Genomic DNA, 26,563 nt, shown 5'->3' with positions numbered 1-26,563 from the left:
ATCGCTGGTGGGCCAGGTCCATGCGCAGCGCGGGTTCGCTGCCGCGGAGGCAGCTCAGAAACTCAAGAGCACGAGCCCTGGAGGTGAGGCGTGGTTCGCTGCCGCGTAGGCAGCTCAGAAATCGTCGACTTGGCTGCCCGAGGTCACGGTGATGTTCGCTGCCGCGTAGGCCGCTCGGAAATCGAGCCGAAAGACTGAACCAGTTGAGCCCGCGACAGCCAAGGTTTTTCTGAGGATCATTTGCGAACACCAGCGCGAGCTGCGACCTCCCCACACCGAATCTTCAAGGTCATAGTACCCATTGTCAGCTTCCACAGCCTCAACCCTAGCTGTATTCCCCAAGCCTCCGCCCCGCCGCCAACGGCAACCCCCGCAACCTCCGCCCCGTAGCATCCGCAATCGCATTCCCCAACGCCGCAGGCGCCGGCCCCTGCGATGCTTCGCCGGTCCCCAGAAACGGCGCCCCGGGCCGATCGATGATGTGCACCTCCACCTGCCGCGGCACGTCCGAGAACCGCATGATCGGATAGCGGCTCCAGTCGTAGCTGCGGATGCGCTGGGCGTCGTACTGCACCTGCTCGTACAGGGTCCAGCTGGCCGACTGCAGGATGCCGCCCTCGACCTGGTTGCGCACGCCGTCGGGGTTGACGACCTGGCCGCAGTCGATGGCCGCGATGGCGCGCTCGATGCGGATCTCGCCGGTCTCCGGAACGATCGACACCTCGACCGCGAGCGCGAGGTAGCTCATCAGGTTCTTGTACTGGGCGAATGAGAAGCCCACGCCGCGGTTCGGCACGCGCTTGCGCTTGGGGTCCCAGCCGAACTTCTTCGCCGCGAGCTGCACCACGTCGCGCCCGCGCGGGTCGTCGAGGTGGCGCAGCCGGAACTCGACCGGATCGGCGCCCGCGGCAGCGGCCAGCTCGTCCATGAAGCTCTCGATGGTGAAGACGTTCATGTACGCGCCGAGACCGCGCATGGCGGACACGCGCACCGGCATGTCGGGCAGGAAGTGGTGCTCGACGTTGTAGTTGGCGAAGTTGTACAGCGGCAGGCTGTTGCGGTCGCCGCCGCCCTCGGGCATGGGAATGGGCTTGGGCGGCGCCGGCGTGAAGGGCCTGGCGAGGTACTGCGCGGAGATGAAGCGCCCGGCGTTGTCCAGGCGCTGGTTGTGCGAGTTGCTCCAGATCTCGTACTGCCAGTCGACCACGCGGCCGCTGGCGTCGAGCGAGGCCTTCACGTCGGTGACCATCGCGGGGCCGAAGGGCTCCCAGGTGAACTCGTGCTCGCGCATCCATTGCAGCCGCACCGGCCGCCCCGGCACGGCGCGCGCGATCAGCGCGGCCTCGGCGCCGGCATCGTCGGCGGCGTTGTGGCCGTAGCAGCCCGAGCCCTCCACATGCACGCAGCGGATGTCCTCGGGCTTCATCGAGAGCAGTTCCGACAGCGCGCCGCGCATCGGGAACACGCCCTGCGAATGGGTCCACACGGTGAGCTTGCCCTGCGCATCGAACTGCGCGACGGCGCACGAGGGGCCGATCGACGCATGCGCGAGGTAGGGCTTGGTGAAGCGCGCATGCAGGGTCTTGGCCGCGGGCACGGTCTCGCCATGGCGGTCGCCGACGTGGATCTCCTGCCGAGGCAGCTTCATCAGCGTGTCGTAAATGGTGGCCGGCGTGGGCAGCGAGGCGCTCTCCTGCCAGCGCGCGGCCTCGGTGAGCGCGCGCATGGCCTGGATGGCCTGCCACTCGTCCCGCGCCACCACGGCCAGGAAGCTGCCGTCGCGCACCACCTTGACGACGCCCGGCATCTTCTCGACGGCCGCGCTGTCGACGCCGGTCAGCACGGCGCCGTACGACGGCGGCCGCACCATGCGCGCATGCACCATGCCCGGCAGGCGCATGTCCTGCACGTAGCTCGCGCCGCCGGTGACCTTGCCCGGGATGTCGAGCCGCCGGCGCGACTGGCCGATGACGCGGTGCTGCTTCGGATCGACCAGCTCGGAGCGCGGCTCGGCGCGCCGGTGCAGGTCGAGCCCGCTCACGGCCTGGCCGTAGCTCAGGGTGCGGCCGTCGGGGGCGGAGATGACGCCGTCGCGCAGCTTGAGGGTGTCGGCCGCGACGCCGAGCTTGCCGGCGGCCGAGCCGACCAGCAGCACGCGCACCTGCGCCGCCGCGTTGAGGATGGCGGTGCCGCTGTCGGCGGTGGAATGGCTGCCGGCCGTGTAGCCCTCGTTGGGCGTGACGGCGGTGTCGGCCGTCACCAGGTGCACCGCCTCGAAGGCCACGCCCAGCTCCTCGGCGGCGATCTGCGTGAAGGCGGTGCGGATGCCGGTGCCGAGCTCGGCCTTGCCGGTCCACACGGTGATGCGGCCCTGCTCGTCGATGCGGATCCAGGCGTCGAGCATGGGCGTGCCGGTGAGGTCGCCCGGCAGCTTGGCGGTGCCGGCATCGAGCGCGCTGGGCGCGCCCGCCTCGGTGGCCTGCTTGCCCTGCTGGGCCAGAGCGGCGGCGCCGGGCCAGAGCGAGAAGCTCACGGTGAGCGAGCCCGCGGCCAGGAAGTGGCGCCGGCTCGGGTTGCGCAGCGCGGCGTCCTGCCGCTGTGCGGGACGGCTCATCGCGCTGCTCCTTGCCGCGCGGTGCCGGCCAGCGTCTTCGACGCCTCGACGATCGCGGCCACGATGCGCATGTGGGTGCCGCAGCGGCAGAGGTTGGGCTGCATGTGCTGGCGGATCTCTTCCTCGTCGGCGCCCGGGCGCTCGTCGAGCAGCGCCTGCGCGCGCATCACCATGCCGGCGATGCAGTAGCCGCACTGGGCCGACTGCTGCTCGATGAAGGCCTGCTGGATCGGCGCCGGCTTGTCGGCGCTGCCCAGGCCCTCGATGGTGCGCACCGCGCGCTTGCCCACCGCCGACACCGGCATCAGGCACGAGAACACGGGGCGCTTGTCGACGATCACGGTGCAGGCGCCGCACTGGCCGAGTCCGCAGCCGTACTTGGCGCCGTTGAGCTTCAGGTGGTTGCGCAGTGCGTACAGCAGCGGCATGGAGGGATCGATGTCGAGCGCGTGGTCGACGCCGTTGACGGTGAGCGTGATCATTTCGGCAATGCCTCCTTCTCCTTGCGAACCTTCGCAACCTCGTTCTGCAGGTCGGGCCAGGCCGGGCGCTGCGTGGCGCTGGCGCGCACGTAGCGCAGCACCTCGGCGATCTGCTCGTCGCTCAGCACATCGGCGAACGGCGGCATGTAGTGCGCCGATGCCGAGCCGCCCCACGGGTTGCCGCCCAGCACCAGCTGGATAGCGTTGCGCGCGCTGTCGGCATTGACCGCCGTGCTCAGGCCGAGCGCGGGCCGGTTGCCGATGGTGCGCATGGGCGCCGCGCCGCCATGGCAGCCGGCGCACGAGCCGTTGAACAGCGCGGCACCGGCATCGACGCGCTGGCCCGCGGGCACGGCCGCCGCGGCAACCGAAGCCGACGCAGCCGCCTTGGCCGGCTCGGCCTGCGCCACGGCAGGGGCCGCGGGCTGCAGGCCCATGATGTAGGTCGCGATCGCGCGCACGTCCGACTCGGGCACGTCGGCCAGGTGCTGCGTCACCGGCAGCATCGGCCCCGCGGCCGCGCCGTGTTCGCTCGCGAGGCCGGTGCGCAGGTAGGACACGAGCTGCTCCTTCGTCCACGGCCTGGGCGCGCTGGCCAGCGCATTCAGCGGCGGCGCTTCCCAGCCGTCGATCAGGTTGCCCGCGAAGGGCTGGCTGCCCTTCTCGGCGCCGAGCAGGTTCATCGGCGTGTGGCAGGCCGCGCAGTGCGCCGCGCCTTCCACCAGATAGCGGCCGCGCAGCCATTCGTCGGACTGCGCCGTGCCGGGCGCGGGCAGCGGACCCTTCTGCAGGAACAGCAGGTTCCAGCCCGCGACCAGCGGCCGGAAGCCGAGCGGGAACGTGAGCTGGTTGGCCCTGGCCGGCGCATGCACCGGCGTGCGCGCCATCAGGTACGCATAGAGCGCGCCGATGTCGTCGTCCGACATGCGCGTGAAGTGTGGGTAGGGAAAGGCCGGGTACAGCAGATGCCCGTCGCGCGACACGCCGGCGCGCATGGCGCGGGTGAAGGCCTCGAGCGACCAGGTGCCGATGCCGGTCTCGGCATCGGGCGTGATGTTGGTGCTGTAGATCGTGCCGAAGGGCGTGTTGAGCGGCAGGCCACCCGCGAAGGGTTTGCCGTTGGCGGCCGTGTGGCACACCATGCAGTCGCCCGTGCTGGCCACGTGCGAGCCTCGCACCAGCAGCGCCTGATCGCCGCCGTGCGGCGGTGGCGCGGGCAAGGCCGCGATGGCCGGCTCCCACGCATAGGCAAAGGCCGCGCCAACGGCAGCAGCCGCGACGACCAGCAGCGTCGCGATCTTGTTTCTCGTGTTCATTCGTCCATCCTGCCCGGCCGGGTTTGCGTACGGCGCATCGCTTCATCGTGGGCGGCGCGGATGCTACGCGGCGAGAATTAGGTGGGAGTTCGGGCTTGGAGATACCCGAGTCGAATGCTGGTCGACACTTTGCCGGATGAAATCACGGAGACCCCATGGCTGTACTGATCGCCGCTGAAAACGTGGGAATAGGGTGTGCTGGTTGGGTCTATCGCACGATCTTGAGCGAGATTTCGCAGGTGCTCGCAGAACGCGGTCACGATGCGCTCGCAACATGGCTCTCGGATGAAAACGCCAGCGTCCATCTCTATGGCTGCCTTGACGCTCGAACGTTCACGCCTGCCAATCAGGAGGCCTTCCTGTCCGCACTTGTGATTGCGCAAGAGCGCAGCGAAGCCAATGGACCGACGGGCTGGCGAGATCCCACGTTCTGGCCCGGCTACTCCGACCTCTTCGCCAGCCTGGCAGGCCAGGCAAAACAGGCGGCGCAAGGGGGCCCGCTGATCTTCCAATCCAACTTGTCAGCCTTCGACGAGCACGACGACTCGCTTCGTAGTGGCCCTGGCTGGCCAGGTCAAGACGCAAACTGACTTTTGCTCCGCCTTCTGCGCGACGGGATATTCACGGCGATGGCCGATGCCCGGTCATGGGCAGATTCAACAAAGCGGTGACAAGAGGCCGGCACCACCATCAAGCCTTGCCGCCGCGCCCAATCCTCTTCTTCGCCACCGCCTCCACGGCTTCCACCTCCGGCGCCTCCCGCGCCGACTTCATGTGCCCGCTCTCCCCGATCGTCATCCCCACGATCTTCGCCAGCTGCCGGCTCACGCTGATGTACGCATGCCCGAGCCGGCTGTCGAAATAGAGCGAATCCCCCCGACCCAGCCGCACCACTTCGCCATTGTCGAAGTGCACCTCGATCTCGCCCGAGAGCACATAGGCGAACTCCTCGCCCGAGTGCCGCACGAAGTCCTCGGGGCCGTGGATGCGCCGCGCGTGCACCACGCCGACGATGGGGCTCATCTGCTTGCCGGCGGCGGTGGTGCCGAGGAACTCGTAGGCGATCGATAGACCGCGGTACACCACGCCCTTGCCGGCGCGCGTGACGACGGGGCCGTCGAACTGGGCGGGCTTGACGCCGGCGCCCGCGAACATGGCGTTCATGTCCATGTCGAGCGCGCGGCCCAGGGCGGTGAAGTTCTCGTAGCCCAGCGCGAGCTGGCCGCGCTCGGCGCGCGAGATGGTGGTGATCGACACGCCCGAACGCTCGGCCAGTTGCGCCAGCGTCCAGCCGAAACGCTTGCGCGCGGTGCGCAGGCGATAACCGAAAGTGGTGCGGTCCAGCGTGGGCGCGGCCTCCTTCGGCTTCGCCGCCTGCTTGGTCCCTGTATGTGGATTCACGCTTGGCTCTCTCTTGTGATGCGCAGGATTCTGCCAGTCCATCCGCCGCCCCTCCACCGCCAGGCCGCCGCGGCCGGGCCCGGAATTTGCGTATGCGCAAATTGCAAGTACGCAAATTTCACCGCCATGGTGCAACGAGCGTCCTGGGCCCCTCGCCGCGTCCTCACTCTGCACGAGACGATGCCAAAGGAACTCAGGGCTTTCGATAATTTGCGGATACGCAAATTTGTTCCTACACTCCGCCGCGATGACAACGACCGAACACACCACCGCCACCGCCGACTTCCTCGTGATCGGCGGCGGCATCGCCGGCGCCTCGGTGGCGCACTGGCTCGCGCCGCATGCCCGCGTGATCCTGCTCGAACGCGAGAACCAGCCCGGCTACCACTCCACGGGCCGCTCGGCGGCGCTGTTCATGGAGAGCTACGGCACGCCGCAGGTGCGCGCGCTCACGATGGCGAGCCGCGCCTTTCTCGAGAACCCGCCGCCGGGCTTCGCCGAGCATCCGCTGCTCACGCCGCGCGGCGCGATGATGATCGCGGGCCCGGGTCAGGAAGCGCAGCTCGAAGAACACTGGCAAGTGCTGCAGGGCATGCCCGGCGATCCGCGCCGGCTCGGTGCCGACGAAGCATGCGCAATGGTGTCGGCGCTGCGGCCCGAGCAGGTGATCGGCGCGGTCTACGAACCCGATGCGGCCGACATGGACGTGCATGCGATCCACCAGGGCTACCTGCGCGGCATGCGGCGCGCGGGCGGGCAGCTGGTGTGCGATGCGGGCGTGACGGCCATCGAGCGCGTGGGCGAGATCTGGCGCGTGCAGGCCGGCGGGCGCAGCTACGAGGCACCGGTCCTGCTCAACGCGGCGGGCGCCTGGGTCGATACGGTGGCGCAACTCGCGGGCGTGCCGCCCATCGGCATCGAGCCGCGCAGGCGCTCGGCCTTCATCTTCGCGCCGCCCGAGGGCGAGGCCGCGACGGCCGCGCGCTGGCCCATGGTCTTCGGCGCCGAGGAGGACTGGTACATCAAGCCCGACGCCGGCATGCTGCTCGGCTCGCCGGCCAATGCCGACCCGGTGGAGCCGCAGGACATCCAGCCCGAAGAGCTCGACATCGCGATCGCGATCGACCGCATCGAGCAGGTGACCACGCTCTCGATCCGCCGCCCCACGCGCACCTGGGCCGGCCTGCGTTCCTTCGTGGCCGACGGCGACCTAGTCGGCGGCTTCGATCCCGAGGCGCCGGGCTTCTTCTGGGTGGCGGCGCAGGGCGGCTACGGCATCCAGACCTCGGCCGCGATGGGCGAGGCCTGCGCGGCGCTGGCACGCGGGCTGCCGCTGCCAGAGCGCATCGCGGGCTTCGGGCTCACGGCCGAGATGCTCGGGCCGCAGCGGCTGCGCAGCAAGGTCGCGGCCTGAGGCGCGGCGCCCCCTTTCTTCCTTCTTCCCTCCAACCCGAGAACAAGAGAAACCCCATGCGTGTCTTCAGTGCCTCCCTCGCCACCGAAACCAACACCTTCGCGCCCATGCCCACGGGCCTGGCCTCGTTCAAGGACCGCGGCTACTTCCCCGCCGGCAAGCATCCCGAAGCGATGACGCTGTTCTCGGGCCCGCTGTGGGCCGCGCGCATCCGCGGCAAGGAGCGCGGCTGGACGCTGTTCGAAGGCATGGTGGCCGGCGCGCAGCCCAGCGGCACGACCACGCGCCATGCCTACGAGACGCTGCGCGACGAGCTGCTGGCCGACCTGCGCGCAGTGCTGCCGGTCGACATGGTGCTGCTGGGCCTGCACGGCGCGATGGTGGCCGACGGCTATGACGACTGCGAAGGCGACCTGCTGAAGCGGGTGCGCGAGATCGTGGGCCCGAAGGTGGTGATCGGCGCCGAGCTCGATCCGCACAACCACCTCACGCCCGAGATGGTGGCCAATGCCGACCTGATGATCTCGTTCAAGGAGTACCCGCACACCGACGTGCTCGAGCGCGGCATGGAGCTGGTCGACATCTGCGCGGCGCAGGTCGAGGGCAAGGTGAAGCCGGTGGCCGCGATGGTCGACTGCGACATGATCGTGACGGTCCACACCTCGCGCCAGCCGGCGCGCGGCTTCGTCGAGCGCATGCAGTCGCTCGAGGGCAGGGACGGCGTGCTCTCGGTCTCGCTCACGCACGGCTTCTCCTGGGGCGACGTGCCCGAGATGGGCACCAAGCTGCTGGTCTACACCGACGGCGACGCGGCCAAGGCGCAGGCCCTGGCGCGCCAGCTGGCCGACGAGGTGATCGCGATGCGCGACGCGCTCACGGTCCCCTACCCCGGCATCGACGCCTCGCTCGACGCGGCGCTGGCCTTCGACGGCGGCCCGGTGGTGCTGGCCGATGGCGCCGACAACCCCGGCGGCGGCGCGGCCAGCGATTCGACCTTCATCCTGCGCCGCATGGTCGAGCGCGGCATCACCAATGCGGCGCTGGGCCCGATGTGGGACCCGATCGCGGTGCGCATCGCCTTCGATGCGGGCGTGGGCGCCAAGCTCACGATGCGCATCGGCGGCAAGATCAGCCCGCTGTCGGGCGACCCGATCGACCTCGAGTGCACGGTGAAGGCGCTGCAGCGCGACCTGGTGATGACCGGCCTGGCGGGCACGCCGGTGCTGATGGGCGACAGCGCGCTGGTCGAATCCAACGGCATCGAGATCGTGCTGATCACGCTGCGCAACCAGGCGATGGGCACCGACCTCTTCACGCAACTGGGCTGCGATCTCGCGGCCAAGAAGATCGTGGTGGTGAAGTCCTCGCAGCACTTCTATGCCTCGTACTCGAAGGTCGCCAGGCACGTGATCTACGCGGGTGCGCCGGGCGCTGTCACGCTCGACCTCAGCACCCTGCCCTACCGCAAGGCGCGGCTGCCCAAGTGGCCGATCGGCGCCACGGCCTGACGCCTCGTTTTTTCTTTCTCCCTCGTTCCCTTTTCTTTTCCTCAGCCCACGGAGTTCCGCGATGACTTCACCACGCCGCCTTCTCGCCGCCTGTCTCGGCGGACTCGCCCTCGCCACGGCGAGCCTGCACGCGCCGGCCCAGCAGCAGCCCAAGACGCTGCGCGTGGTCGCGCATGCCGACCTGAAGATCCTCGACCCGACCTTCACCACGGCTTACATCTCGCGCAACTTCGGCTACATGGTCTACGACACGCTGTTCGCGCAGGACGCGAACGGCAAGCCGCAGCCGCAGATGGTCGAGAAGTACAGCACCTCGAAGGACGGCAAGCAGTGGAGCTTCACGCTGCGCCCGGGCCTGAAGTTCTCGGACGGCAGCGCCGTGACCTCGGCCGACGCCATCGCCTCGCTGCAGCGCTGGGCCGCGCGCGACAGCCTGGGCCGCGCGATGGTGGCCAGCGGCGCGGAATGGAAGGCGGTCGACGCCCACAGCTTCACGCTCACGCTGACCGAGCCCTTCGGCATGGTGCTCGACGGGCTGGCCAAGCCCTCGGGCTTCCCGCCGGTGATCCTGCCCGAGCGCATCGCGAAGATGCCGGCCACCGCGCCTTTGACCGAGGTCGTGGGCTCGGGCCCGTTCGTCTTCAAGCGCGACGAATGGGTGCCGGGCAACAAGGCGGTGTTCGTGCGCAACACCAACTACGTGGCGCGCAGCGAGCCGCCGAGCGGCCTCTCGGGCAGTAAGAAGACCAGCTTCGACCGCGTGGAGTGGCTCTACCTGCCCGACGCCAACAGCGCGGTCGCGGCGCTCAAGCGCGGCGAGGTCGACCTGGTCGAGCAGCTGCCGCCCGACTACATCGCGCCGCTGCGCACCGACAGCAACGTCAAGATCGGCTCGGGCGGCGCCTACCAGGCCTTCCTGGTGATGAACCAGCTGCACGCGCCCTTCAACGACCCGAAGGTGCGCCAGGCGCTGCTGCAGGCCGTGAGCCAGGAGCGCTTCGTCGCGGCCATGGGCTATCCGCTCGACATGCGCATGAGCTACTGCGCCACCTACTTCATCTGCGGCAGCCCGAACGAGACCGCGGCCGGCGCCGAGCCCTTCCGCAAGGCCGACGTGGCCAAGGCCAAGAAGATGCTGGCCGACGCCGGCTACAAGGGCGAGAAGGTGGTGCTGCTGGTGCCCAGCGACGTGCCCTACCTCAACGCCGAGGCGCTGATGGCCGCGCAGACCATGCGCAGCATCGGCCTGAACGTCGATGCCCAGACCATGGACTGGGCCTCGATCGGCGCGCGCCGCGCCAAGCGCGATGCGCCCGAGGCCGGCGGCTGGAACATGTACGTGACGGTGGCCGGCGAGTTCGACGCCAACTCGCCGATCGCCAACGCCTACCTGAGCGCGGCCTGCGGCAACAGCCTGCCGGGCTGGCCCTGCGACAAGAAGCTCGACGAGCTGCGCACCGCCTGGCTCAAGGAGACGGTGCCGGCCAAGCGCAAGGAACTGCTCGACGCCTTCCAGTCGCGCGCCTACGAGGCCGTGCCCTACATCAACGCGGGCCAGTACTCGGCCGCGTTCGCCGCGCGCTCCAGCCTCAAGGGCGTGGACAAGCTCTGGGCCGGCATGCCGACGGTCTGGATGCTCGACAAGTAAGCCCTTCTCCCCAGCCACGAGAACCTCGAAGCCATGGGCTACATCCTCCGTCGGTTCCTCTCGACGCTCCCGGTCATGGCGGTGGTCGCCGTGGTGGTGTTCCTGCTGATCCACCTCTCGCCCGGCGACCCGGCCGCGCTGATCGCGGGCGACCTCGCCACCGGCGAGGACATCGAGAAGCTGCGCGCCGCGCTCGGCCTCAACCTGCCGCTGTGGCAGCAGTTCGCGCTGTGGCTTGGCCGGCTCGCCACCGGCGACCTCGGCACCTCGATCTTCACGCAGGTGCCGGTGTCGCAGCTGCTCGGGCAGCGGCTCGAGCCCACGGTGTCGATCGCGGTGCTCACCATGGCGATCACGCTGGTGGTGGCGGTGCCGCTGGGCACGCTCGCGGCCTACCGCGCCGGCACCTGGATCGACCGGCTGGTGATGCTGTTCGCGGTGCTGGCCTTCTCGGTGCCGGTGTTCCTGGTCGGCTACCTGCTGATCTACGCCTTCGCGATCCAGCTGCCGTGGTTTCCGGTGCAGGGCTACGTGCGCTTCGGCCAGAGCCCGGCCGACTGGCTGCTCGGGCTGGTGCTGCCCTGCGTGAACCTGGCGCTGGTCTACATCGCGCTGGTGACGCGCATGACGCGCGCCACCGTGCTCGAGGTGCTGCACGAGGACTACATCCGCACCGCGCGCGCCAAGGGCCTGGGCGTGCTGCCGGTGCTGGGCCATGCGCTGCGCAACGCGGCGATCCCGATCGCCACCACGGTGGGCGTGGGCATCGCGCTGCTGATCGGCGGCGTGGTGGTCACCGAGACGGTGTTCGCGATCCCCGGCGTGGGCCGGCTGGTCATCGATTCGGTGCAGCGCCACGACTATCCCGTGATCCAGAGCGTGCTGCTGCTGTCGGCCGGCGTGTACGTGCTGATCAACCTGCTGATCGACCTGAGCTACCGCTTCTTCGATCCGCGCATCCAGTACTGAACCGCGCCATGTCCACCGTACTCCCCATGAGCGACAGCGACACGCCCCTCACATCGGCAAGCACACCGGTCAGCACCGAAGCCGACATCGTGCCTTTCGTCCCGCCACGCTTCCGCTGGCTGCGCAAGCACCCGACGCTGATCGTCGGCCTGCTGCTGCTGCTGGCGGTGGCCGCGCTGTCGATCGCCGCGCCCTGGATCGCCACCCACGACCCGCAGGACATCGACCCGCTGGCGCGCATGCAGCCGCCCTCGGCCGAGCACTGGTTCGGCACCGACGCGCTGGGCCGCGACGTGTTCAGCCGCGCGGTGTGGGGCGGCCAGGTGTCGATGATCGTCGGCGCCTCGGTCGCCGTGCTGGCCACCGTCTTCGGCATCGTGCTGGGTCTGCTGGCGGGCTTCGTGCGCCGCATCGACGGCTTCGTGATGCGCGTGATGGACGGGCTGATGGCGATCCCCGGCATCCTGCTGGCGATCGCGCTGATGGCGGTCACGCGCGCCAGCCTCACGACCGTGATCGTGGCCATCACCGTTCCCGAGATACCGCGCGTGGTGCGGCTGGTGCGCTCGCTGGCGCTCACCTTGCGCGAACAGCTGTTCGTGGAGGCCGCGCATGCGGTGGGCACGCGGCTGCCGACCATCCTGTGGCGCCACGTGCTGCCCAACATGGTGGCGCCGCTGATCGTGCAGTCGACCTTCGTCGCGGCGGCCGCGGTGCTGACCGAGGCGGCGCTGTCCTTCCTCGGCGTGGGCGTGCCCGCGCAGACGCCGAGCTGGGGCAACATGATGGCCGAGGGGCGCAACTTCGTCGCCGTGGCCTTCCACATCATCCTGTACCCGGGCCTCTTGCTCGCGGCCACGGTGCTCGCGATCAACCTCGTGGGCGACGGGCTGCGCGATGCGCTCGATCCGCGCCTGGCGCGCCAACTCTGAGGGACGACGCCCCATGACCACTCCCCTGTCCCGCGTCGCGCTCGCGACCGGCGAGCCGCTGCTCGAGGTCGACGCGCTGCGCACCCACTTCCACACGCTGGCCGGCGTGGTGCGCTCGGTCGACGGCGTGTCCTACACCGTGCGCGCCGGCCGCACGCTCGGCGTGGTCGGCGAATCGGGCTGCGGCAAGAGCGTGACCGCGCTGTCGATCCTGCGGCTGGTGCCCACGCCGCCGGGCCATCACGCGGGCGCGGTGCGGCTGCGCGGCACCGACCTGATGCAGCTGAGCGAGCGCGAGATGCGCCAGATCCGCGGCAACCGCATCTCGATGATCTTCCAGGAGCCGATGACTTCGCTGAACCCGGTGCTGACGGTGGGCCGGCAGATCGCCGAGACGGTGCAGCTGCACCAGAAGGCCAGCCGCGCCGAGGCGCTGCAGCGCGCGGTCGAGATGCTGCGGCTGGTGCAGATCCCCGAGCCCGAGCGGCGCGTGAACGAGTACCCGCACCAGCTCTCAGGCGGCATGCGCCAGCGCGTGATGATCGCGCTGGCCCTGGCCTGCAACCCCGAGGTGCTGATCGCCGACGAGCCCACGACGGCGCTCGACGTGACGATCCAGGCGCAGATCCTCGACCTCATCAAGCGGCTGCAGAAGGAGCTGGGCATGGGCGTGGTGATGATCACGCACGACCTCGGCGTGGTGGCCGAGAGCTGCGACCGCGTGGTCGTGATGTATGCGGGCAAGAAGGTCGAAGAGGCCGAGGTGGTCGAGCTGTTCGACCGGCCGCTGCATCCCTACACGCGCGCGCTGATGGCCTCGATGCCCGCGATGAACACCGCGAGCGCGCGGCTCACCGAGATCCCGGGGCTGGTGCCGGCCGCGCACGAGCTGGGCCGCGGCTGCGCCTTCGCGGCGCGCTGCGCCTCGGCGCGCGAACGCTGCCGACACGAGACGCCGCGGCTCACGCGCCAGGGCGATGCGAACGACGCCGACGGCGGCCACGTGGTGGCCTGCTTCGCGGTGCAGGAAGGCTGGGCCACGGCTTCGGTCGAACAGGAGGTGGCGGCATGAGCACGACGACAACGACGACCGAGGCCGCGCCGCTGCTGCGCGTGCACGAGCTACGCAAGCACTATGTTTCGCCCAAGCGCTGGCTGCGGCCGGCGCGGCCGCCGATCCAGGCGGTGGATGGCGTCTCGTTCTCGGTGGCGCGCGGCGAGACGCTCGCGCTGGTCGGCGAATCGGGCTGTGGCAAGACGACCACCGCGAAGTCGGTGCTGCGGCTGGTGGAGCCGAGCGCGGGCTCGGTGCAGCTCGACGGCGAGGAGCTGGTGGGACTGTCGCCCTCGCAGATGCGCCAGCGCCGGCGCGACCTGCAGATCATCTTCCAGGACCCCTACGCCTCGCTCAACCCGCGCCTGACCGCGGGCGAGATCGTGGCCGAGCCGCTGCGCAACTTCGGCGGCGCCGACGCGGCCGCGCGCGAGGAGCGCGTGCGCTGGCTGTTCTCGCGCGTGGGCCTGCGGCCCGAGGCGGCGAAGAAGTATCCGCACGAGTTCTCGGGCGGGCAGCGCCAGCGGCTGGGCATCGCGCGCGCACTGGCACTGCAGCCCAAGCTGATCGTCTGCGACGAGCCGGTGTCGGCGCTCGACGTGTCGGTGCAGGCGCAGGTGGTGAACCTGCTGATGGACCTGCAGGCCGAGTTCGGCATCGCCTACCTGTTCGTCGCGCACGACCTCGCGGTGGTGCGCCACATCAGCCACCGCGTGGCCGTGATGTACCTGGGCCACATCGTCGAGATCGCGGACCGCGACACGCTGTTCTCGGCGCCGCGCCATCCGTACACCGAGATCCTGCTGTCGGCGGTGCCGGTGCCCAACCCGCGCACGCCCGCCAGGCGCATGCTGCTGCAGGGCGATCCGCCGAGCCCCGCGAACCCGCCCTCGGGCTGCCGCTTCCACACCCGCTGCCCGATGGCGCAGGCCGTGTGCAAGGAGCAGCAGCCCGTGCTCACGCCGCGCGAGGCCGAGGGCCACCTGGTGGCCTGCCATTTCCGCTGAACACGCACTCACAACAGACAAAGGAAAAAACGCGATGTCGAACCCCACCCACCACGACCTGCTGATCCGCGGCGGCACCGTGATCGACGGCACCAAGGCGCCGCGCTTCGAGGCCGACGTGGCCATCTCGGGCGGGCGCATCGCCGCCATCGGCAAGCTCGAGGGCCACACGGCCGACCAGGTGCTCGACGCCACGGGCCGCATCGTGGCGCCGGGCTTCATCGACTCGCACACGCACGACGACCAGGCGGTGCTGTCGCAGGCGCAGATGCCGTTCAAGGTTTCTCAAGGCGTGACCACGGTGATCGCGGGCAACTGCGGCATCAGCGCCGCGCCGCTGCGCGAGGACATGGACCTGCCGATGCCGTTGAGCCTGCTCGACTCGCCGGTCGAGGGCCGCTTCACCACCTTCGCGGCTTACCTCGACGCGCTGCGCGCCACGCCCTCCTCGGTCAACGTGGCGGCGATGGTGGGCCATTCGACGCTGCGCGCCGTGACCATGGCCGACCTCGACCGCCCCGCAAATGAGAGCGAGATCGCTGCCATGCAGGCGCTGGTCGAGGAAGCGATGCAGGCCGGCGCCATCGGCCTGTCGACCGGCACCTTCTACCCGCCCGCGGTTAAGGCCACGACCGAGGAGATCATCGAGGTGGGTCGCCCGCTCACGTCGCGCAAGGCGCTCTACGTGACCCACATGCGCGACGAGGCCGACCGGGTGATGGAGTCGCTCGAGGAGACCTTCGCCATCGGCCGCGCGCTCGACATCCCGGTGGTGGTGTCGCACCACAAGGTGCAGAACGTGCAGAACCACGGCAAGACCAAGGTCACGCTGCCCTTCATCCAGGAGGCGATGAAGCACCAGTGCATCGGCCTCGACTGCTATCCCTACACAGCCGGCTCGACCATGATCCGCACCGACCGCGGCATGATGGACGGCCGCGTGCTGATCGCATCGAGCGTGCCGCATCCCGAATGCGCGGGCCGCGACCTCAAGGACATCGCGGCCGACTGGGGCGTGTCGGGCGAGGAGGCTGCCAAGCGGCTGCAGCCCGGCAGCGCGATCTACTTCATGATGGACGAGGACGACGTGCAGCGCATCCTCGCCTTCGACGAGACCATGATCGGCTCCGACGGCATTCCGCTCGGCGAGAAGCCGCATCCACGGCTGTGGGGCACCTTCCCGCGCGTGCTGGGCCACTACAGCCGCGACGTCGGCCTGTTCCCGCTCGAGACCGCGGTGTGGAAGATGACCGGCCTCACCGCGCGCAACTTCGGCCTGCACGAGCGCGGCACGCTCAAGCCCGGGCACCACGCGGACGTGGTGGTGTTCGATGCGAAGACGGTGCGCGACACCGCGAACTACCAGGAGCCAACGCAGGCGGCCGAAGGCATCGAGGCGGTGATCGTGAATGGCGCGCTGACCTGGCGCGATGGGGCGCACAGCGGAGCGCGCAATGGGCAGGTGATCGTGCGGCGCGACGCGGCCTGACCGGATGCGCGCGCGGACGCACCGGGCGCTGTGCCGGTGCGTCCGGCGCACCGGATCGGTGATGCCCGGGCGCGGTCTCGACGGTCCGCTGCCTCTCTTTTCCACTGATTTCCCTCGGAAGTCCCCGTCCTAGGGGATTTCCCTCGCCATCTGGCCCGGAGCTTGCATAGGTCGCCAAGATAGTTGAATATTTCAACTATTGAAGATTTCTCCTACAAGCTCATGCACGCCCCGCTGCAACTCAAGACCGACTACCTCAACGTCCTGATGGACATTGCCTCGGAGCGCACGCGCGACCGCGGCTCGCGGGTCTACGAGATCGAGCTCGGCATCTCGATCCGCGACGTGCGCCTGCTGCGCATGATCGGCGGCGCGCCCGGCATCACCATCGGCCAGTTGGTGCAGACCTGCGGCATCGAAAAGACGCTGGTCTCAAAGCTGGTGAGCTCGCTGGTTCAGCGCCAACTGGTCGAGCGCCACGTCGGCACCGAGGACGCGCGGCAGATCTGCCTGTGCCTGAGCGAGAGCGGCCTCGACATGGTGCTGCGCGCCGAGCCCCTCGGCCACGAGATGGAGTTGCGCTTCCTCGACACGCTGAGCGCCGCGGAGGTCGACAGCCTGCACCGCATCCTGCGCAAGCTCATCGACTCCGAGGAGCGCACGCGCGACATCTTCGAATTCCTGCTGCAGCAACTGCGCGAGAGCAAGGAATCGCCGCCTGCCCCCGTTCCTCCGTCCTCCGCTCCCTCCCGAAAGAAGTAAGGCTCCATGGCACTCCATCTCTCGCCGCGCCACGCCGCGGCAGCCGCCCTGTCGGCACTGGCCCTGACCTTCGGCGCCGGCGCCGGCGCCGAGACGGTGCTTCGCACCGTGCCCTCGTCCGACCTCAAGATCCTCGACCCGATCTGGACCACGGCGAACATCACGCGCAACCACGGCCTGATGATCTACGACACCCTGTTCGCGATGGACGAGAAGGGTGCGATCAAGCCGCAGATGGTCGACAAGTACAGCGCGAGCGCCGACAACAAGGTCTGGACCTTCACGCTGCGCCCGGGCCTGAAGTTCCACGACGGCGCGCCGGTCACCTCGCAGGACGTGATCGCCTCGCTCGCACGCTGGGCCAAGCGCGACACGCTGGGCCAGAAGATGTACGAGGCCATGGACAGCATCGCAGCCGAGGGCCCGAACGGCTTTCGCATGAGCTTCAAGCAGCCCTTCGGCGTGGTGCTCGACGCGCTCGGAAAGCCCAATCCGCTGGTGCCCTTCATCATGCCCAAGCGCGTGGCCGACACGCCGGCCGACCGGCAGATCGAGGAGATGATCGGCTCGGGTCCCTTCACGCTCGCCAAGGAGGACTTCCGCCCCGGCGACCGCATCGTCTACCGAAAGAACACGGCCTACGTGCCGCGCAAGGAACCGGCCTCGGGCCTGGCCGGCGGCAAGGTGGTGCACGTGGACCGCGTCGAGTGGGTGCTGCTGCGCGACCCGCAGACGCAGGCCAACGCGCTGCTCAACGGCGAGGTCGACATGCTCGAGACCGTGCCCAGCTCGGGCTATGCCGGCATGCGTACCAACGAGAAGATCGAGCTGGTCGACGTGATGCCCGCGGGCCCCTACACCGTGGTCTACAACCACAAGGTGCCGCCCTTCGACAACCCGAAGGCGCTGCGCGCCGCGATGCTCGCCATCAACCAGGAGGCGCTGCTGCGCGCCCAGGCCACCTTCCGCGACTTCTACAAGCCCTGCATCTCGATCTACCTCTGCGGCTCGACCTACGCGAGCGACAAGACCGGCTTCTACACCGGCAAGCCGCAGTTCGAGGAAGCGCGCAAGCTGCTCAAGGAATCGGGCTACGACGGCAAGCCCGTGGTCATCCTGCTGCCGGGCGACTCGCCCGCGCTGAACAAGCTGCCGGCGGTGTACGGCCAGTTGCTCAAGCAGGTCGGCTTCAACGTCGACGTGCAGACCACCGACTGGGCCACGCTGGTGACCCGGCGCACCAAGAAGGACCTGCCCGAGAACGGCGGCTGGAATGCCTTCATCACCTTCTGGGGCGGCGTGGATGCGAGCAGCCCGATCGGCTACAGCCCGCTGACCGGCAACGGCGACCAGGGCTACTTCGGCTGGCCCACCGTGCCCGAGCTCGAGACGCTGAAGTCGAAGTTCATCGCCACCACCGACCTCGCGCAGCGCAAGGAGATCGCGACGCGGATCCAGCAGCTGGTGCTCGACAACGGCGTGCTCGCGCCGCTGGGCGAAGTCAGGGCACCCACGGCCGTGCGCCGCGGCGTGATCACCGGCCTGCTGCCCTCGCCGGGGGTGCTGTACTGGAACGTGCAGAAGAAGCAGTCGCCGCAGTAAGCGCCGCCGCCCCGTCCCTTCGTCGCTCCTGACCGGCTGCGCCCCCGCGGCAGCCGGGCGGGCCCTGTCACGCCCGCGCCGGGTGCCCGGCGCTCATTCATGGGATCTCTCCATGCTCAACTTCCTGCTGCGCCGCGGACTGGCCACCGCGCCCGTGCTCCTGATCGTGGCCGTCATCGTCTTCCTGCTGCTGCGCATGACGCCCGGCGACCCGGCCGCCGCCATCGCGGGCGACGCGGCCAGCGCGCAGGACATCGCGCGCATCCGCATGCAGCTCGGGCTCGACGAATCGATCCTGGTCCAGTTCGCCCGCTGGCTCGGCCAGGTGCTGCGCGGCGACCTCGGCCATTCCTTCTTCTACCGCATGAGCGTGACCGACCTGATCGGCCAGCGGCTCGAACCCACGCTGTCGATCGCGGCCGTGACGGTGGTGCTCACCGTGCTGATCGCGCTGCCGCTCGGCGTGCTGGCCGCATCGCGGCGCGGCGGCCGGCTCGACCGCTTCATCATGGGCGCATCGGTGCTCGGCTTCTCGGTGCCGGTGTTCGTGGCCGGCTACGCGATGATCTGGCTGTTCTCGATGCAGCTCGGCTGGCTGCCCTCGCAGGGCTACAGCCGCATCGCCGATGGCGTCGGCCCCTGGCTGCGCAACCTGGTGCTGCCCTGCATCACGCTGGCCGTGATGTATGCGGCGCTGATCGCGCGGGTCACGCGTGCCTCGGTGTCGGAAGCGCTGACCGAGGACTATGTGCGCACCGCGCGCGCCAAGGGCATTGCCGAATGGCGCATGCTGCTGCGCCACGCACTCGCCAACGCGGCGGTGCCGATCGCCACCGTCATCGGCCTGAGCGTGGCCGGCCTGATCGGCGGCGTGGTTGTCACCGAGACCATCTACGCGATTCCCGGCCTGGGCCAGCTCACGGTCGACGCCGTGCTCTCGCGCGACTACCCGCTGATCCAGGGCATCACCCTGTTCTTCTCGCTGGTCTACGTGGTGGTGAACCTGCTGGTGGACCTGAGCTACCTGCTGCTCGATCCGCGCATCCGCTACTGACGACCTCCCGCCCTCTCATCGAAAGCCTCGCCATGACTTCGATCTCCCTGCCCGACGACGCCATCGGGCCCGACACCGCCGCGCCCCCACCGCGCCCGCGCTCCGCATCGCGCCGCCTGCTCGCCAACGGCGCGGTGCGCATCGGCGGCGCGCTGCTGCTCGCGATGCTGCTGCTGGCCGTGGCCGCGCCCTGGCTGCACACCATCGATCCCAATGCGATGGACCCCGCGAGCTCGCACCTGCCGCCGGGCGCGCGCGCCGAGTTCGTGACGCTCGCGGGCGACAGCTTCGTGCGCTTCTTCCCGCTGGGCACCGACAGCATGGGCCGCGACCTCTGGAGCCGCACGGCCTACGGCGCGCGGATCTCGCTGTCGGTGGGCGTGGCGGTGGCGCTGGGCTCGGTCGCGCTCGGCCTGGTGGTCGGCATGGTCGCGGGCTACTTCCGCCGGCTCGACGGTTTCATCATGCGCGTGATGGACGGGATGATGGCCATCCCCGGCATCCTGTTCGCGATCGTGCTGGTGGCCGTGTGGCGGCCCAGCCTGCTGACCGTGATCCTGGCCATCGTGGTGCCCGAGACGCCGCGCGTGGCACGGCTGGTGCGCTCGGTGGTGCTGTCGGTGCGCGAGGAGCCCTATGTCGAGGCCGCGGTCGCGCTCGACACGCCGACCTGGAAGCTGATGCTGCGCCACATCCTGCCGAACACGGTGGCACCGCTGATCGTGCAGGGCACCTTCATCTGCGCGGCCGCGATGCTGGTGGAGGCCGTGATGTCCTTCCTCGGCATCGGCCTGCCTTCGGACGTGCCGACCTGGGGCAACATCATGTCCGAGGGCCGCACGCACTTCACCTCGCATCCCTCGACCGTGCTGCTGCCGGGCGCCTTCCTCGCGCTCACGGTGCTGGCCGTGAACATGCTCGGCGACGGCCTGCGCGACGCGCTCGATCCCAAGTTCAACCAGCGCGGAGGCCGGGCATGACATCCAGCGTCGCTCCCTCTTCCGTCGCGCCCTGCCTCTCGGTGCGCGACCTCGCCATCGACCTGCCGGCCGGTGCCGACCGCGCGCATGCGGTGCACGGCATCTCCTTCGACGTGATGCCGGGCCAGGTCGTGTGCCTGCTCGGCGAATCGGGTTCCGGCAAGTCGGTGATCGCGCAGGCCGTGATGGGCCTGCTGCCGGCCTCGCTGCGGCCCTCGGCCGGCTGCATCGAGGTGCAGGGCGAGAACGTGCTGGCGGCCGACGCGAAGCGGCTGCGCGCACTGCGCGGCGCGCGCATGGCGATGGTGTTCCAGGAGCCGATGACCGCGCTCAACCCGGTGATGCGCTGCGGCGCGCAGGTCGACGAGATCCTGGCCGAGCACACGGCACTGAAGGCCGCCGAGCGGCGTCGGCGTGTGCTCGAGATCTTCGAGCGCGTGCGGCTGCCCGAGCCGCAGCGCATCTATGACGCCTATCCGCACCAGCTCTCGGGCGGGCAGCGCCAGCGCATCGTGATCGCCATCGCGCTGATCCTGCGCCCGGCGCTGCTGATCTGCGACGAACCCACTACCGCGCTCGACGTGACCACGCAGGCCGAGATCCTCGCGCTGATTCGCGAGATGCAGCAGGAGAACAGCACCGCGGTGCTGTTCATCACGCACGACTTCGGCGTGGTGGCGGACATCGCCGACCGCGTGGTGGTGCTGCAGCTCGGCCGGCAGGTCGAGAGCGGGCCGAAGGACGAGGTGCTGCGGCGCCCGAAGGAGGCCTACACGCGCATGCTGCTCGCGGCGGTGCCGCAGCTCGCGCCGGTGCAGCGCCCGCCGGTCGACCGGCAGGCGCCGCTGCTCGATGCGCGCGGCGTCGGCAAGGTCTACCGCAGCGGCTCGTGGCCCGGCAAGCGCCGCGCGGTGCATGCGGCGGCCGACGTGTCGCTGCGGCTGCATGCGGGCGAGACCGTGGGCATCGTGGGCGAATCGGGCTCGGGCAAGTCGACCGTGGCGCGCTGCATCGCGCGCCTGATCGAACCCACCGACGGCGACATCCGCGTGCCCGGCATCGCGCAGCACGGCGGCCGTGCGGAGCGCTCGGCCTTCCGCCGCCTGGTGCAGGTGGTGTTCCAGGATCCGAACCGCTCGCTCAATCCGCGCCGCACCGTGGGCCAGTCGATCGTCGAGGGGCCGGTGAATTTCGGCGTGCCGCACGACCAGGCCTGGCAGCGCGCCGAGGCGCTGATGGCGCTGGTGCGGCTCAGGCCCGAGGTACTGCATCGGTACCCGAGCGAGTTCTCGGGCGGCCAGCGCCAGCGCCTGTGCATCGCGCGCGCGCTGGCCTGCGAGCCGCGCGTGCTGATCGCCGACGAGGCCGTGTCGGCGCTCGACGTGTCGGTGCAGGACCAGATCCTCAAGCTGCTGGCCGAGATCCAGCAGCGGCTGTCGATCGGCATCCTGTTCATCACCCACGACCTGCGCGTGGCCAGCCAGATCTGCGACCGCCTGATCGTGATGCACAAGGGCCGCATCGTCGAACAGGGCACGGCGCGGGAGGTGCTGCTGTCGCCGCAGGAAGCCTACACACGCACGCTGCTGGCCGCCGCGCCGGGCCAGGGCTACGCCTTCGGGCGCGGCTGAGCGCCGTCACGCATGACCACCCCGCCCCATTCATCCATCCACAAGGAGACCGAAGACATGACCACACCGCTGCACGAGATGAGCGCCCTCCAGTTGCTTGAGCACTACCGCGACCGCGTGCTGTCGCCCGTCGAGGTGACGCAGGCCGTGCTCGCACGCATCGAGCGCTGGGAGCCGAGCATCCGCGCCACCTACGCGCTCGACGCCGAGGCCGCGCTCGCGGCGGCCCGCGCTTCCGAGGCGCGCTGGGCCCAGGGCCGGCCGCAGGGCGCGCTCGACGGCGTGCCGATCACGCTGAAGGAGAACATCGGCACGCGCGGCACGCCCAAGCCGGTGGGCAGCGCCGCGACCGTGCTCGCGCCCGAGTCCTCGGACGCCCCCGCGGCCGCGCGCGTACGCGAAGCGGGCGCGGTCATCGTCACCAAGACCACGATGCCCGACTTTGGCTTCCTGGGCGCGGCGCCCTCGAGCTTCCATCCGCTCACGCGCAATCCGTGGAACCTGGCGCACAACACGGGCGGTTCGAGCTCGGGCGCCGGTGCCGCGGCGGCCGCCGGCTACGGCCCGCTGCACCTGGGCACCGACATCGGCGGCTCGGTGCGCATCCCCGCGAGCTTCTGCGGCGTGTTCGGCCTCAAGCCCAGCCATGGCCGCATTCCGGTCGACCCGCCCGCGGCCGCGCGCGTGATCGGCCCGATGACGCGCACCGTGGCCGATGCCGCGCTGCTGATGCAGGTGGTGTCGCAGCCCGACGCGCGTGACTACATGAGCCTGCCGCCGAACGACATCGCGTGGCACCAGCTCGAGCGCAGCGTGAAGGGCCTGCGCATCGGCCTGTGGACCGAGACCATGGGCGGCTGGCCGATCGATGCGGAAGTGAAGGCGGCCGTGCTGGCGGCCGCGCGCCTGTTCGAGCAGGCCGGCGCCATCGTCGAGCCGCTGGCCGACTGGACCACGCTCGAGCTGCGCCTGGGCATGGCGCATTTCTTCACCATGCGCTGCCGCGTCGACCTGGCCGCGATGGCGCCCGAGCGCGCCAAGCTGGCGGCCGACTACATCCACCATGCCGCCGAGTTCGCGGCCTCGCTGACGCCCGAGGAGGTGTTCCTGTCCTTCACGCGCATGCAGGCGCTGCGCGCGGCCACCGTGGCGGCCACGCAGCCCTTCGATTTCGTGCTGTCGCCGGTGTCGCCGGGGCTGCCGTTCGCGGCCGAGGCCATCAACAGCGGCTCGCAGAACCTGCTCAAGGATTCGCACTTCACGTCGGTGTTCAACCAGTCGGAACAACCGGCCGCGTCGATCAACTGCGGCCATTCGAAGAGCGGCCTGCCGATCGGCCTGCAGATCGGGGGGCGGCGCTTCGACGATCTGGGGGTGCTGCAGATGGCGCGGTTCTACGAGTCGGTGCGCCCGCAGCAGGCGGCCTGGCCGGAGCCGGCCTGACCGGGGCCCTGCTCAGTCGGGCGCGTTCATCACCCGATCGAACTCCTCATCGGCCGGCACGTTGTCGGCATCGAGCTCGCTGGCATCGGTGAGGTCGATGCCGGTTTCCTCGGACAGGGAATCGGCGGCCTCGGCTTCGAGCGCGTCGGCATCGAAGTCGTCGACCGGCAGACCGTCGGCATCGAGGTCCTCGTCGACTTCTTCGGTCAGCGGCGCGGGGTGCGCTCGGGTGGCGTCGGCACGGGTGGTCATGATCGATTCCTCACGGATGGCTGGGCGAAGCAGACCCCTATGTTGCGCCGATTTCGCGTCATCCGGAAGACGGTGCGGGTGACGGGACGTATCGCCTGCCCGCACCTGTTCAAACGATCAGTTCTTGTTCGCCCCGGGCTTGGCCTCGCCTTCGTGCGCATGGTCGTGGTCGTGGCCTTCCTCGTGCGCATGCGCGGCGTGGTTATGCCCGTGGTCGTGGCCATGCTCGCCGCTGTGCGCGAGCCGGCTCACGCCGGTGACCAGCACGATGCCCGCGATCAGCCAGGCGATCTGCCCCAGGGTCTGGCGCATCGGCAGGCGCTTCTGCAGTTGCGGGATCAGGTCGGCCAGCGCGACGTAGACGAAGCTGCTGCCGGCCAGCACGAGGAAGTACGGCAGCCAGCCATGCAGCTGGTCGACCAGCCACCAGCCGGCGATGCCGCCGAGCATGGTCATGGTGCCGGCCAGCGACACCTTCACGAGCGCGGCGCGCTGGTTGGCCGAGCTCTGGCGCAGCACCACGAGGTCGCCGATGTGGTGCGGCACCTCGTGCGCGAGCACGGCGAGGGCGGCGACCAGGCCCAGGCGCAGGTCGGCGATGAAGGCCGAGGCGATCAGGATGCCGTCGCCGAAGCAGTGCACGCTGTCGCCGGTGAGCACGGCCCAGCCGCCGGCGCGCGGGCCGTGGTCATGGCCGTGGTGCGCATGGCCATGGCCGTGCGCGTGGTCGTGGTGGCCGTGGTTGTCGTAGATCGGGCCGAGCTGCGCCGGCTGCCCGGCGGTGTCGCCGCCATGATGGTGCTCGTGCCCGTGGTGCCACAGTTCGGCCTTGTCGAGCAGGAAGAAGAACACCACGCCGAACAGCAGCACCGCGAACAGCAGCGCGGGCTCGATGCGGCTTTCGAAGGCCTCGGGCAACAGGTGCATGAAGGCGGTGGCGAGCAGCGCGCCCGCCGCCAGGCTCAGCAGGTGCTGCGGATTCACGCCGCCCGAGCCGCTGCGCACGCCCACGCGCAGCAGCAGCGCCGCGAGCCACACGCTGCCGATGCCGGCGACCAGGGTCGCCAAGATGATCACTATCAAGTTCATAGCTGCTTACGCATTAAGGACGCCCGATGCGCCCAGTTCCATTCATTAAAAGCAAAAAGGCCGCCCCTTGCGGGGACGGCCTTCGGCGGAAGCTGGCTCTGGGGTCGTCCTGGGCGCTGATCGCTCAGGCGACGCCGTTGGCTTTGAACCAGGCGGTGGCTCGCTGCCATCCGTCGTCGGCCGCGCTCTTGACGTAGCTGGGACGGTAGTCGGCATGGAACGCATGGCCTGCTTCGGGATACACGACGAAGCTCGACGCCTTGGCAGCCGGGGAGCCATTTGCCAGGGCCGATTTCATCTTATCAACGGTGTCAAGGGGGATGCCCTGGTCTTTTCCGCCGTACAGGCCGAGCACCGGCGCCTGCAGGCTGGCGGCGATGTCGACCGGGTGCTTCGGGTTCAGGTCGCTGGCCTGGCCGACCAGCCGGCCGTACCAGGCGACGCCGGCCTTGACCTTGCCGGTGGCGGCGTAGAGCCAGGTGATGCGGCCGCCCCAGCAGAAGCCGGTGATGCCGGCCTTGGAGGTGTCGCCGCCGTTGGCCGCGGCGTACTGCAGCGCGCCGTCGAGGTCGGCCAGCACCTGCGCGTCGGGCACCTTGCTCACGATGTCGGCCTGCAGCTTGGGAATGTCGGTGTAGCCGCGCGGATCGCCCTGGCGCGCATAGAGCTCGGGCGCGATGGCGAGGTAGCCGAGCTTGGCGAAGCGGCGGCAGGTGTCGGCGATGTATTCGTGCACGCCGAAGATCTCCTGCACCACCAGGATCACCGGCAGGCCGGTCTTGTTGGCCGGCGCCGCGGCATAGGCCGGCACCTCGAAGCCGTTGACCGTGTACTTGATCGGGCCGGCCTTGAGGCCGTCGGCCGGGGTGCTGATGGCGGTCTGCGCCATCACCGGCATGACGGCGGCGGCATAGCCCACGCCGATGGCGGCCTTGAGCGCGGTGCGCCGCGTCGCGCCCTGCTCGGTGCTGTCGCCGGGGCGCAGCGAGTCGAAGTCGGATTGCAGGTCGGAACGGCGGTCGTCGAGTTGGGGCATGAGGAGGGCTCCAGGTGAGGGATCGTCGGACAAGGGGCAGATGCGAAAAAACGCACGCCGCAATGTAGGCGATAACGGCCCGTCCTCCCTGTTCGCGGGGTTGATGACCCCGCGCGGACGCCCTTTTGCCGCTCAGCGCGGTTCGTAGGCCCTGCGCGCCAGCGCCGCCGCCAGCACCTGCGCCGGATCGACCAGCCGCAGCCCCGCCACCGCGCTCGAGCCCGCGAGCCCCAGCGGCACCTCGGTGCAGCCCATGATGATGGTGACCGGCCCGTGGCGCTCGGCCAGCCGCAGCGCGACCTCGGAGAAGCAGCGCTCGGCCAGCGCCATGTCGCCGGCCTTCACGCCCTCGAAGATGCCGCGCGCGATGGTGCGGCGCTCGTCTTCGCTCGGCACGTGGCAGCCGAGGCCGGCCTCGGCCAGCGCCTGCTCGTAGAGGCCGATGCGGTAGGTGCCCTCGGTGGCCATCAGCGCCACCTCGCCCGCGCCCTGCGCCGCCAGGTGCTGCGCGGTCTCGCGCGCCATGTGCAGCAGCTCGACCTGCGGAAAGCGCTCCTGCAGCCGCGCATGCCAGGCATGGGCGGTGTTGCAGGCGATCGCCACCGTGCGGCTGCCGAGCGCCGCCAGCCGGCCCAGCGCCTGCAGCATCGGCTCCAGCGGCTGGTGCGCGCCGTTCTCGGCGCTCGACAGCAGCGCGCCGGTGCGGTCGGGCACCGGCACCTGCGCGAGCCAGTGCTCGGGGAAGGACTGGTCGTGCACCGGCTCGCCGCGCGCGCGCATCTGCTGCGCGCAGGCCTGCACGAACAGCCGCACGAAGTCGGCGCCCGCGGCCGGGCCCATACCGCCCAGGATGCCTACGACCTGCGTGGAGACCATGTCC

The 26,563-nt window shown here is 69.9% G+C and carries 23 protein-coding genes and 1 CRISPR repeat array (1 of these 24 running past the window's edge); of the genes, 15 read left to right on the top strand and 8 right to left on the bottom strand.

Annotated features, from left to right (window positions below; translation table 11 throughout):
• Nucleotides 1-181: direct repeats of the CRISPR family, unit length 28 nt; unit sequence GTTCGCTGCCGCGTAGGCAGCTCAGAAA; it reaches 1,350 nt to the left of the window's first position.
• A gap of 144 nt (nt 182-325) precedes the next feature.
• Genes BM109_RS25895 through BM109_RS25885 form a run of 3 tightly spaced genes read right to left on the bottom strand, consistent with a single transcriptional unit; the run spans nt 326 to nt 4,412 of the window.
• Nucleotides 326-2,614 carry a xanthine dehydrogenase family protein molybdopterin-binding subunit gene (locus tag BM109_RS25895; protein ID WP_093349089.1) on the bottom strand — a complete coding sequence of 763 codons (2,289 nt, stop codon included), beginning with the start codon at nt 2,612-2,614 and terminating at the stop codon, nt 326-328.
• Nucleotides 2,611-3,096, bottom strand: a complete 486-nt coding sequence (locus BM109_RS25890) for a (2Fe-2S)-binding protein (RefSeq protein WP_093349087.1) — start codon at nt 3,094-3,096, stop codon at nt 2,611-2,613. The genes BM109_RS25895 and BM109_RS25890 overlap by 4 nt, the downstream gene beginning before the upstream one ends.
• The gene (locus BM109_RS25885) at nt 3,093-4,412 is read right to left on the bottom strand and encodes a c-type cytochrome (RefSeq protein ID WP_093349084.1); all 1,320 of its coding nucleotides are present in this window, start codon (nt 4,410-4,412) and stop codon (nt 3,093-3,095) included. Before BM109_RS25885 ends, BM109_RS25890 begins: the two co-directional genes overlap by 4 nt.
• 155 nt (nt 4,413-4,567) lie before the next feature.
• On the opposite strand from BM109_RS25885, the gene BM109_RS40915 reads away from it, so the two are divergent.
• Entirely contained in the window at nt 4,568-5,002 is a 435-nt protein-coding gene (locus tag BM109_RS40915) for a hypothetical protein (protein ID WP_143129258.1), read from the top strand.
• Nucleotides 5,003-5,102: 100 nt separating this feature from the next.
• Here BM109_RS40915 and BM109_RS25880 read toward each other — a convergent pair whose 3' ends face one another.
• Complete coding sequence (locus BM109_RS25880; protein ID WP_093349082.1) at nt 5,103-5,813, bottom strand: helix-turn-helix domain-containing protein; 711 nt, start codon at nt 5,811-5,813, stop codon at nt 5,103-5,105.
• A 247-nt stretch (nt 5,814-6,060) separates the two neighbouring features.
• Here BM109_RS25880 and BM109_RS25875 point away from each other — a divergent pair, with 247 nt between their 5' ends.
• The 14 genes from BM109_RS25875 to BM109_RS25810 all read left to right on the top strand — a co-directional run bounded on the left by BM109_RS25875 (nt 6,061) and on the right by BM109_RS25810 (nt 23,306).
• Nucleotides 6,061-7,227 carry an NAD(P)/FAD-dependent oxidoreductase gene (locus BM109_RS25875; RefSeq protein ID WP_093349079.1) on the top strand — a complete coding sequence of 389 codons (1,167 nt, stop codon included), beginning with the start codon at nt 6,061-6,063 and terminating at the stop codon, nt 7,225-7,227.
• A gap of 56 nt (nt 7,228-7,283) precedes the next feature.
• Nucleotides 7,284-8,735 (top strand): M81 family metallopeptidase, encoded by a 1,452-nt coding sequence (locus BM109_RS25870; protein WP_093349077.1) that lies wholly within the window; start codon nt 7,284-7,286, stop codon nt 8,733-8,735.
• 61 nt (nt 8,736-8,796) lie between these two features.
• Nucleotides 8,797-10,383: an ABC transporter substrate-binding protein gene (locus BM109_RS25865; RefSeq protein WP_093349074.1), complete on the top strand. Its 1,587-nt coding sequence runs from the start codon at nt 8,797-8,799 to the stop codon at nt 10,381-10,383.
• Between the two features lie 33 nt (nt 10,384-10,416).
• Nucleotides 10,417-11,352 (top strand): ABC transporter permease, encoded by a 936-nt coding sequence (locus BM109_RS25860; protein WP_093349072.1) that lies wholly within the window; start codon nt 10,417-10,419, stop codon nt 11,350-11,352.
• A gap of 26 nt (nt 11,353-11,378) precedes the next feature.
• Nucleotides 11,379-12,284, top strand: a complete 906-nt coding sequence (locus BM109_RS25855; protein WP_093349069.1) for an ABC transporter permease — start codon at nt 11,379-11,381, stop codon at nt 12,282-12,284.
• Between the two features lie 13 nt (nt 12,285-12,297).
• Nucleotides 12,298-13,356 (top strand): ABC transporter ATP-binding protein, encoded by a 1,059-nt coding sequence (locus BM109_RS25850; protein ID WP_093349296.1) that lies wholly within the window; start codon nt 12,298-12,300, stop codon nt 13,354-13,356.
• On the top strand, nt 13,353-14,345 hold the full coding sequence (locus BM109_RS25845; RefSeq protein ID WP_093349067.1) for an ABC transporter ATP-binding protein: 993 nt from the start codon (nt 13,353-13,355) through the stop codon (nt 14,343-14,345). Before BM109_RS25850 ends, BM109_RS25845 begins: the two co-directional genes overlap by 4 nt.
• A gap of 34 nt (nt 14,346-14,379) precedes the next feature.
• Nucleotides 14,380-15,834: an N-acyl-D-amino-acid deacylase family protein gene (locus BM109_RS25840; RefSeq protein WP_093349064.1), complete on the top strand. Its 1,455-nt coding sequence runs from the start codon at nt 14,380-14,382 to the stop codon at nt 15,832-15,834.
• A 222-nt stretch (nt 15,835-16,056) separates the two neighbouring features.
• Nucleotides 16,057-16,596, top strand: a complete 540-nt coding sequence (locus tag BM109_RS25835) for a MarR family winged helix-turn-helix transcriptional regulator (RefSeq protein ID WP_093349062.1) — start codon at nt 16,057-16,059, stop codon at nt 16,594-16,596.
• Between the two features lie 6 nt (nt 16,597-16,602).
• A complete protein-coding gene (locus BM109_RS25830) occupies nt 16,603-18,198 on the top strand; it encodes an ABC transporter substrate-binding protein (RefSeq protein WP_093349059.1) in 1,596 nt (531 codons plus the stop codon).
• 112 nt (nt 18,199-18,310) lie between these two features.
• Nucleotides 18,311-19,252: an ABC transporter permease gene (locus BM109_RS25825; protein WP_093349056.1), complete on the top strand. Its 942-nt coding sequence runs from the start codon at nt 18,311-18,313 to the stop codon at nt 19,250-19,252.
• 32 nt (nt 19,253-19,284) lie between these two features.
• Entirely contained in the window at nt 19,285-20,232 is a 948-nt protein-coding gene (locus BM109_RS25820) for an ABC transporter permease (protein WP_093349054.1), read from the top strand.
• On the top strand, nt 20,229-21,863 hold the full coding sequence (locus BM109_RS25815; RefSeq protein WP_093349051.1) for a dipeptide ABC transporter ATP-binding protein: 1,635 nt from the start codon (nt 20,229-20,231) through the stop codon (nt 21,861-21,863). The genes BM109_RS25820 and BM109_RS25815 overlap by 4 nt, the downstream gene beginning before the upstream one ends.
• Before the next feature lie 57 nt (nt 21,864-21,920).
• A complete protein-coding gene (locus BM109_RS25810) occupies nt 21,921-23,306 on the top strand; it encodes an amidase (protein WP_093349048.1) in 1,386 nt (461 codons plus the stop codon).
• A gap of 12 nt (nt 23,307-23,318) precedes the next feature.
• Here the strand turns inward: BM109_RS25810 and BM109_RS25805 are convergent, their stop codons facing one another.
• The 4 genes from BM109_RS25805 to BM109_RS25790 form a co-directional block, all read right to left on the bottom strand.
• Nucleotides 23,319-23,558, bottom strand: coding sequence for a hypothetical protein (locus BM109_RS25805; protein ID WP_093349046.1), 240 nt, complete (start codon nt 23,556-23,558; stop codon nt 23,319-23,321).
• 117 nt (nt 23,559-23,675) lie between these two features.
• A complete protein-coding gene (locus BM109_RS25800) occupies nt 23,676-24,647 on the bottom strand; it encodes a ZIP family metal transporter (protein ID WP_256222771.1) in 972 nt (323 codons plus the stop codon).
• A gap of 124 nt (nt 24,648-24,771) precedes the next feature.
• A complete protein-coding gene (locus tag BM109_RS25795) occupies nt 24,772-25,683 on the bottom strand; it encodes a dienelactone hydrolase family protein (protein WP_093349043.1) in 912 nt (303 codons plus the stop codon).
• A gap of 132 nt (nt 25,684-25,815) precedes the next feature.
• On the bottom strand, nt 25,816-26,559 hold the full coding sequence (locus BM109_RS25790) for an aspartate/glutamate racemase family protein (RefSeq protein WP_093349041.1): 744 nt from the start codon (nt 26,557-26,559) through the stop codon (nt 25,816-25,818).
• Nucleotides 26,560-26,563: the final 4 nt, after the last annotated feature.

It is taken from the genome of Variovorax sp. PDC80 (assembly GCF_900115375.1).
Classification (GTDB): Bacteria; Pseudomonadota; Gammaproteobacteria; order Burkholderiales; family Burkholderiaceae_C; genus Variovorax.
This window is presented reverse-complemented; position numbering and strand designations above follow the sequence as displayed.

What these genes read in the sequence shown, in the direction of transcription:
- BM109_RS25855 (WP_093349069.1), top strand. Translation starts at nt 11,379, where the DNA reads ATGAGCGACAGCGACACGCCCCTCACATCGGCAAGCACACCGGTCAGC.
- BM109_RS25810 (WP_093349048.1), top strand. Translation starts at nt 21,921, where the DNA reads ATGACCACACCGCTGCACGAGATGAGCGCCCTCCAGTTGCTTGAGCAC.
- BM109_RS25830 (WP_093349059.1), top strand. Translation starts at nt 16,603, where the DNA reads ATGGCACTCCATCTCTCGCCGCGCCACGCCGCGGCAGCCGCCCTGTCG.
- BM109_RS25795 (WP_093349043.1), bottom strand. Translation starts at nt 25,683, where the DNA reads ATGCCCCAACTCGACGACCGCCGTTCCGACCTGCAATCCGACTTCGAC.
- BM109_RS25815 (WP_093349051.1), top strand. Translation starts at nt 20,229, where the DNA reads ATGACATCCAGCGTCGCTCCCTCTTCCGTCGCGCCCTGCCTCTCGGTG.
- BM109_RS25890 (WP_093349087.1), bottom strand. Translation starts at nt 3,096, where the DNA reads ATGATCACGCTCACCGTCAACGGCGTCGACCACGCGCTCGACATCGAT.
- BM109_RS25840 (WP_093349064.1), top strand. Translation starts at nt 14,380, where the DNA reads ATGTCGAACCCCACCCACCACGACCTGCTGATCCGCGGCGGCACCGTG.
- BM109_RS25790 (WP_093349041.1), bottom strand. Translation starts at nt 26,559, where the DNA reads ATGGTCTCCACGCAGGTCGTAGGCATCCTGGGCGGTATGGGCCCGGCC.
- BM109_RS25820 (WP_093349054.1), top strand. Translation starts at nt 19,285, where the DNA reads ATGACTTCGATCTCCCTGCCCGACGACGCCATCGGGCCCGACACCGCC.
- BM109_RS25875 (WP_093349079.1), top strand. Translation starts at nt 6,061, where the DNA reads ATGACAACGACCGAACACACCACCGCCACCGCCGACTTCCTCGTGATC.
- BM109_RS25895 (WP_093349089.1), bottom strand. Translation starts at nt 2,614, where the DNA reads ATGAGCCGTCCCGCACAGCGGCAGGACGCCGCGCTGCGCAACCCGAGC.
- BM109_RS25800 (WP_256222771.1), bottom strand. Translation starts at nt 24,647, where the DNA reads ATGAACTTGATAGTGATCATCTTGGCGACCCTGGTCGCCGGCATCGGC.
- BM109_RS25845 (WP_093349067.1), top strand. Translation starts at nt 13,353, where the DNA reads ATGAGCACGACGACAACGACGACCGAGGCCGCGCCGCTGCTGCGCGTG.
- BM109_RS40915 (WP_143129258.1), top strand. Translation starts at nt 4,568, where the DNA reads ATGGCTGTACTGATCGCCGCTGAAAACGTGGGAATAGGGTGTGCTGGT.
- BM109_RS25835 (WP_093349062.1), top strand. Translation starts at nt 16,057, where the DNA reads ATGCACGCCCCGCTGCAACTCAAGACCGACTACCTCAACGTCCTGATG.
- BM109_RS25860 (WP_093349072.1), top strand. Translation starts at nt 10,417, where the DNA reads ATGGGCTACATCCTCCGTCGGTTCCTCTCGACGCTCCCGGTCATGGCG.
- BM109_RS25865 (WP_093349074.1), top strand. Translation starts at nt 8,797, where the DNA reads ATGACTTCACCACGCCGCCTTCTCGCCGCCTGTCTCGGCGGACTCGCC.
- BM109_RS25885 (WP_093349084.1), bottom strand. Translation starts at nt 4,412, where the DNA reads ATGAACACGAGAAACAAGATCGCGACGCTGCTGGTCGTCGCGGCTGCT.
- BM109_RS25870 (WP_093349077.1), top strand. Translation starts at nt 7,284, where the DNA reads ATGCGTGTCTTCAGTGCCTCCCTCGCCACCGAAACCAACACCTTCGCG.
- BM109_RS25805 (WP_093349046.1), bottom strand. Translation starts at nt 23,558, where the DNA reads ATGACCACCCGTGCCGACGCCACCCGAGCGCACCCCGCGCCGCTGACC.
- BM109_RS25850 (WP_093349296.1), top strand. Translation starts at nt 12,298, where the DNA reads ATGACCACTCCCCTGTCCCGCGTCGCGCTCGCGACCGGCGAGCCGCTG.
- BM109_RS25825 (WP_093349056.1), top strand. Translation starts at nt 18,311, where the DNA reads ATGCTCAACTTCCTGCTGCGCCGCGGACTGGCCACCGCGCCCGTGCTC.